Genomic DNA, 7,106 nt, shown 5'->3' with positions numbered 1-7,106 from the left:
CGTACCTATTACTCAAAGTTATACAATACACTTATAGAATTCAAATATAAAAAGGTACCATCTGTAAGATTTTTCTAGTACGACCTTTTATTCAAATGCTCCAGCTTTTCTTCAATAAATCCTTCGTTGTTAAATACCCGGTTCTTTCAATTCATCCAGCATCTTTAGTTGTAATACAAAACGGTTGTAGTGCAGCCTGTTCTTTTCATCATGATACTGAACAGAACGTGGACTTTGAGGCTGTCTGAAACGGTTTCATTACAGATTCTACCCCACTGCTTCGTATTCGGCTGTCCATACGGCTTCGCCTTTTGTCATTGCGTGCGGCAATCGACGTACCGAGATGGTCGAGTTGGTAATAAACCAAGTCTGGCTGCGCTTCAGACTGCTCTTGTGGTTCGGACGGGAGTTTTAGTCAACGGATCGGTTTCGGGGTCGTAGCCGTACGGCTCGGTGGATGCCCGAATGTCTTTACTCTATGGTGGTTTACTATTTTCAACGAAAAAGGTCGTCTGAAAAGAGGGCAAGCTTTTCAGACGACTTTTGTAAAGGTTAGATTTTCAATCTGACTTCCTCTTACTTCTTAAGAATAGCCTTTATTCTAGAATAAAGTAAAGACTTCCCACATTATCTATATTGTATAATTCTAGGAATTGCATTTTTAAATTATTCTCTATGACCATCTTTTTAAACTCATCCGTAACCCCATATATATAAGGTTTTAGCCTATCTCTAAATATGTACTTATAAGAAATATCTTTATAACAATCTAGAGATTTATTATCTAAAAAATCAATACTATTTTTTATATACAAAGCATATATTTCAGATGGAGTATTGTTGATTAGACATGGAAAAAATAGGGCCTCCTCTTTCAATTTATCCTGTGAAATCTCAAGAAATTTTTTTGAAAACAATAAAATCCCTGAAGATGAGAATAAAAATCCGCATCCAAAATTTCAGAAAGTTGAGATTCAAACTCACCGTCATATGTCAGATTTATACGAGGTTTTTTTAGGAAGCTATCATCAATATTAAATTTAAAATAGTCTAAAATGCTATCCTTGTTGTTACCTTTTAAATTAAAAGAAAAATCAACATTAATGTTTTTTTGGGGGAAAATTGTATAGAGTTGCATATTATCTGATCCTATTTTTTAACTGAAAGGCCGTCTGAAAAGAGGAGAAGCTTTTCAGACGGCCTCGATATGTGTTGGGTTTTCAATCCAACCTACCCTTACCTAATACCACCTATTAGCAGGACATTTTTCTTCATATTTGGCTAAATCACTCGATTTTATCTTGTTTAAAGACACTAATTGTCTACATAATTTCTGAAATCTACCGAAAGATTCGCAATCTCCAGCGACAGAAGCATAAAACCATAGATACTGATCAATTTCTTCCAAGGAAGATAATTTACAAATATTATCTATTTGATTTTCCATGATTCTATCAGCTACTTCATATTGCTCATTATCAAATAATTTATCTAAAATCGATTCAAACTCTTCAAAATTATTAAAAATCATCTTTATATTCCTAATTAATTAAACGATATGATACAGAAGGAACTGATCCCCGAATTAAGATTTCCTGATCTTTAATCGCCCAATCTCTAGCACGTTGTCTACCCTTATTAACTAGACCCTGTCCATTGGAAATATCTATAATCTTAGAATCGTGGATTTTACATAAGTTAATTTCGACTAATTTGGCATTTTGGGATTTGGCATAAAATTGGGCTCGTGCTAATGATCTTGAAGTTGATATAAATTGTGTTCTATTCCTCCAATTTTCAACATGCTCCTGAACTGTATGCGGATTATTTCTTGATTTGGGAGATAAGTCTTTTTGTTGCGCAGCTTCTAAAGCTTGTGGTTGTGTTAGAGCACGATATACCAAACCACAATATTTCTTCAATCCTAATGGATCAACCCAGCCAATCGGATTTGGCGCATATTCATAGAAATTATCACTACCGGCAAACCCAATCGGATCCTGACTCACAAACCGCCCGATTTCAGGGTCGTAATACCGGAAACAGTTGTAGTGCAGCCCGCTTTCTCCGTTGTAATACTGACCTTGGAAGCGGAACGGGATGTTGGCTTTGAGGCCGTCTGAAACGGTTTCGTTACGGATTCTGCCCCATGCTTCGTATTCCGCCGTCCATACGGCTTCGCCTTTTGCATTGTGTGCGGCAATCGGTGTGCCGAGATGGTCGAGTTGGTAATAAACCAAGTCTGGCTGCGCTTCGGACTGCTCTTGGGGTTCGGGCGGAATTTTCAGCAGCGGATCGGTTTCGGGGTCGTAGCTGTAGGGTTCGGCGGGTTTATCTTCCCTTTCTATGCCTATCGGCGAGGCCGTCTGAAATTGCGCCAGCGGTTCGAATGTACCGGGTTCGAACAGGTAATGGGTATTTTGTCCGTTTGTGCTTTCGATGGCAAGGGTGTCTTCCTGCCAGTGGTAGACGGTGGTTTCTCCGTTGCGGATTTTGGCGGTACGCCTGCCCAACGGATCGTAGCGGTATTCGGTACTGCCGTTGCGGTTTTCTATTTTAATGAGTTGGTTGTGGCCGTTCCAATGGTAGTCTGTGGTTTCTCCGTTGCGGGTTTTACGGATCAGGTTGCCGCGTTGGTCGTAGTCGTAGTGTACGCCCGCGTACTCTTTAAGCAGGTTGCCCCAGATTTTGTTCAGGGACGGTTTTTCTTGGCTGTTTGTTTGGTCTGCATGGTCTTGTTTGTTGCCGCTTAGGTCGAGACGGTTGCCTGCGGGGTCGAAGGCAAAGGTTTCGCTAAAGTCGGGAGTAACGGCGGCGATCAGTCTGCCGATGGGATCGTAGCGGTATTGGGTTTGGCCTCCTCTGCTTTGGATGTGGGTCAGTTGTCCGGCGGCATCGTAGCCGTATTCGCGCCGGCTGCGGTTGTGGATTTGCTGCAAGATTCTGCCCATGGGGTCGTATTGTGTTTGTTGGCGGATATGTTTGCCAAAGGTGCGTTCGGTTTCGCGGTGTAGTTTGTCGCGCTCGAAGGCGGCTATTTCGTTACGGTTGAGGGTGATGCCGTGCAGGTGGCCGCTGCCATAGTGGAGATAACCGATACGCTGCCCGTCGGGACGGATGGTTTCGGTACGGTTGCCCAATGCATCGTAGCGGTGATGCCAGACGTGGCTTCGGGCTGTGCCGTCCAGACTGTCGTGACGGTATTCCCTGATGAGGTTGCCTAGTTTGTCGTAGAAGTATTGGTGGCGGCTGTGGGCGTTTTGGGTTCCTGCCAGTCTGCCGTTTGGGTCATAGGCGTAGTTTTCTTTGTCGGTTTCGTGTACTTCTCCGTTTTCATCGGCCACAAGGATGCTGCGGCTTTCGATACGGCCGGCGGGGTCGTATTCCAGTTTGGTGACAGTACCGGCTTCATCTATGCGTTCAAGTACGCCGCTGCCTTGGGTGTAATGGTAGCGGGTGATTTTACCGTCAAAGCCTTTTTCTTCAGTCAGCGCACCGACGCTGTTGTAGCGGAAACCGTAAAGATCGCCGTTTTGGTTCAGTAACCCGATTAAGCGGCTGCTGAGATCGTAGCGGTATTGGACTTGTTGTCCAAGTGCATCAGTGCGGATGAAGAGACGGCCACCTTTGTCATAGGTATAGTGAGTGCTTTGCTTGAGCGGGTCGATATGCTCAAGCAGTCTGCCTTCCGCATCATACAGATAGGACTCCCTCGTGCCGTCTGCTTGGACCACAGCTTCGGGATTGCCCCGTGAGTCATAGCTATAGTGTGTACTGTTGCCTTCGGCATCGGTTTGGGTTTGCAGACGGCCTCTGTCATCATATTGCCAGCGGCTGGTATAGCCGGAGCAGTCGGTATGACTTAAGATTTGTCCGTCCTTCGTCCAAGTCAGGGTTTTAATACCTCCGAGTGCATCGGTGATTTCTATCGGCAAGCCTGCATCGTTATAGCGATAGCGGGTTTCGTTCTCTTCAGGGTCTGTTTCGAGAATCATGTTGCCGTTGGCATCATATTGACGCAACCAGCGGTGTCCCTCGGGGTCGGTAACGGCAGTCAGATTATTGTCGGTATCGTATTCGAAAGAAACGACACTGCCGGTGGATGGTCAATAGGAGGGGATTGGTGGTGGAAAGGCCGTCTGAAAGTATTTTTCAGACGGCCTTTGATGTCTATCTGAATGAGGGGACTACTTCCAATGTTCCGCCGTCATCCCTGCTGATTAGTCTCCACAAAGTCTGCGCCAGCAAATCTTCAGGCTTGGGCACATCGGGAAAGGGCTTTCCCTTTTCCAAATGTATGGCTTCCCCGTCATGGTTGAACGGCTGCCATACTCCACTGTACGGCACACGGACGGTTTCGCCGTTTTCCACCAGTATCGGCGCGGTTTTAACGGTTTTGCCCTCCGGGTCCAATACCCCATCCTTCATATTCGGGTTATCCCAGCGGTGTGTCCAGTAATAGGTTTTGACGGCATCGAAATGAGGCGCGGCGTAAAGGTGGTGCAGGCGGTTGGGAACGGCTTTGATGACCGGCCTTAAGGCTTCGTTCAATGCCTGGTAATTTAAAGGCAGCTGTTCGCTGGCATCTCCGACGTCGGGCAGTTCGTCGATTTTGATGACGGAAACGCCGTTTGCCTGCGTTTTGACCGTGATTTCGGGGTACTGGGCCGCCAGCCGCGCCCATACCTGAGGTTCGATACGCATGAATAGGGATTTGCCAAGAATGGTGTACCAAGCGATGCTTTTAGCTGCATCCTTATAATCCCTTAATCCTGCATAAGCATTGCAGTTGGGCATCACATTATAGTAATGGGTGGCAACCTGGTATTCGTGCGGCTCCCATTCCTCACAGCCGTAAGGCAGGATGCATTCCAACCCTGCGTAGCCGTGCAGTACGTCGAATTGTGCGCACAGGTAATCCACCCATTCTTCAAATTCCGCCCGTTTGGTTTCATCCTTCAGCCAACCGATGGGAAAGGCCAAACTCAAATAGCTGAGGAGATTGTATTCGAGTTCTCCTGTCAGAGATGTGGTCAGAGTGGAGCAATGGTAGTCCGGGGCATAATCGCTTTTTCGTTCCGAACTAATATGGGCTTCTAATCTTTCATTCCGTTGAGCTGTTTTTTGGCTTTTCTCCATACTTTTTTCGAATTGCGCAGCACTGAATTTAACAAATCTTTGATGTTCTTCAAAGAACAAACCGTTCAGATACTTGCTATATTGTTCTTGATATCTTTTGAATACGTCCAATACCTTCCGCTGCCCGCTTTCACTCCCGCCACCGTAGAAATATATAGTAATGCCCAGCCCCATCTTGGCATACAGCCTGTGTTCGTCGTCGTACATTTCGCAACGCTGTGCATGAAACATAATGTCGTTCAAACGGTTTTTTGTTCTTGAGGGGTCATGCTTTGTCCTTTCGTAGAGATTGAATATTTTAAGCCGTCTGAAAAACCGTTTTCAGACGGCATGTTCGCTTACATGGCGGCCGCACCGACTGCCGCCGCACCCAGTCCGATGGAAGTCAAAAAAGCCTGAACCGAAGCGGCATACGGCGCGGTACCCGCCCCGGCGGTAAAAAACGTGACGGCCACGCCGATGGCAATAACCAGAACCACGACCGTACCGACAGCGATGACCTGCATCCAGTCTATCTTTTTGATTTCCTCTATTGTCCAGTCGGTAGCCCTTTTCAGGGCTTCGAAAGCAGCATCTAACTGTTTTTGCGTCCAAGTTTTAAGTGTCCTACCCTGTTCATCCATCCATTTCCAAGTATTGGTTGCCGCATCTCTGACCAATTTTCCTCCCTCAAATATCCATGGTGCATGATTTCGTAGATATTGCTCTGCTTCTCTAGAATATTTTGTAATTTGTTTAGAAGCAGTTCGGTAGGCTTCTTGTGCTGTCACTACTACGGAATCGACTACCCGTTCACCACTGCGTATCCATTCCTCATAAAAATAACCTTTAGGCTGCGGTTTGTCTGCATAGACAGGCAGAGGTTTCTTGACCAGTATGCCTTTGCCCTTGGTATCGTCGTAGCTGGTTACCTTTAGTACGGTAAAACGATCCATTCCCCCCGCTATTTTTTCATAGTCTTCTTTTTGTCCCCTCCTAAAGTCATCACCCCCAAATTTCACCTCCACCACCCGAGACAGGTTATCCGTATACACTTCACCCGTCGGATAGGTCGCCGCCCTCCCGGGCCAGCGGATGTTTTTGTCTTTAACAATGATGATGTCTGGCCGCCTGCGTTGTGCGCCGGGTATGATCTGGCCGAACGGATTGTGGGAATGGCGACGGTTTTTGTCTTTGCTATTCGCCGTTAATACGGGAACAGGTGTGCCACTTAACGGGACATTGAATGTTACTTCCGCCTTGTAGTACCACAAATAATCGTGGTTTTTTTCATCCAGCCATATCATCAAGGCAACGGCAAGCTGTTTCATATTGACATCGCTAGGTTTGCCCCTCAATGTCCTGATGATTTGCTTTGGAACAACATTAGCTGCTCGAAGCTTAGGGTCAAGATACCCTTGATCTGTCGCTCGTTCTAGCTGAGCATAACCTTTTTCCACACTAATGCTGGTAAGAATTCCCATATTTTTACTCCTAAATCATTTTATCGTCATGCACAAAATCTAAATACAGATTCTCTTCCCCGCCTCCGCAAAGGTATAAGGTTTCTGTTTTTGTTTTTTCCTGTTTAGGTAAAACCAATTCGACACGTTGCGGTTCGGCACTGAATACGGTATGGGTTTTCCCTTCATGGTCGGTTTTCCCTGAATATTCCGTACCATCTGCCAGTTTTAAAGTGTATGGTTCGTTATATAAAGGTTTACCGTGTTGGTTGGTTAATTGATAAAGTGCGCCATGATTTGGCTTGAATGGAGGAAGCCTAAAATTTACCTGATTGACCCCATTCACCACCAACGGCGCCCTCACCCGCACCACCTTCGGACTCCCGATCTCCACTTCCCCGTTGCTCAGCTTGATATACGCCCCTTTGCAGGTAATCAGAATCTCTTCCTTCGCCGCTATGGTGATTTTCCCCGCGCTGCTGGTTAACGTTGCGTCCTTCAGTGCATTCAGCTGCAACTCGTCAT

Annotated in this window: 7 protein-coding genes; 1 reads left to right on the top strand and 6 read right to left on the bottom strand. The window is 46.1% G+C overall.

Features of this window, described 5'->3' with window-relative positions:
- Positions 1-874: 874 nt before the first annotated feature.
- The 3 genes from TW89_RS03520 to TW89_RS03510 form a co-directional block, all read right to left on the bottom strand.
- Entirely contained in the window at positions 875-1,138 is a 264-nt protein-coding gene (locus tag TW89_RS03520) for a hypothetical protein (protein ID WP_128580565.1), read from the bottom strand.
- Positions 1,139-1,240: 102 nt separating this feature from the next.
- Positions 1,241-1,531: a hypothetical protein gene (locus TW89_RS03515; RefSeq protein WP_070589432.1), complete on the bottom strand. Its 291-nt coding sequence runs from the start codon at positions 1,529-1,531 to the stop codon at positions 1,241-1,243.
- 10 nt (positions 1,532-1,541) lie between these two features.
- Complete coding sequence (locus tag TW89_RS03510; RefSeq protein ID WP_128580564.1) at positions 1,542-3,995, bottom strand: RHS repeat-associated core domain-containing protein; 2,454 nt, start codon at positions 3,993-3,995, stop codon at positions 1,542-1,544.
- Positions 3,996-4,028: 33 nt separating this feature from the next.
- On the opposite strand from TW89_RS03510, the gene TW89_RS11690 reads away from it, so the two are divergent.
- Positions 4,029-4,178 carry a hypothetical protein gene (locus TW89_RS11690; protein ID WP_164836689.1) on the top strand — a complete coding sequence of 50 codons (150 nt, stop codon included), beginning with the start codon at positions 4,029-4,031 and terminating at the stop codon, positions 4,176-4,178.
- Here TW89_RS11690 and TW89_RS03505 read toward each other — a convergent pair.
- The 3 genes from TW89_RS03505 to TW89_RS03495 form a co-directional block, all read right to left on the bottom strand.
- Positions 4,171-5,382, bottom strand: coding sequence for a type VI immunity family protein (locus TW89_RS03505; RefSeq protein ID WP_128580563.1), 1,212 nt, complete (start codon positions 5,380-5,382; stop codon positions 4,171-4,173). The two genes, TW89_RS11690 and TW89_RS03505, sit on opposite strands and share 8 nt — an antisense overlap.
- Positions 5,383-5,477: 95 nt before the next feature.
- The gene (locus TW89_RS03500; RefSeq protein WP_128580562.1) at positions 5,478-6,602 is read right to left on the bottom strand and encodes a VRR-NUC domain-containing protein; all 1,125 of its coding nucleotides are present in this window, start codon (positions 6,600-6,602) and stop codon (positions 5,478-5,480) included.
- Between the two features lie 10 nt (positions 6,603-6,612).
- Positions 6,613-7,106, bottom strand: a 494-nt coding sequence (locus TW89_RS03495; RefSeq protein WP_128580561.1) for a DUF2345 domain-containing protein, incomplete at its 5' end; no start/stop codon positions are given.

Origin of the sequence: Neisseria flavescens, assembly GCF_001618065.1 — a bacterium.
GTDB lineage: Bacteria > Pseudomonadota > Gammaproteobacteria > Burkholderiales > Neisseriaceae > Neisseria > Neisseria flavescens_A.
This window is presented reverse-complemented; position numbering and strand designations above follow the sequence as displayed.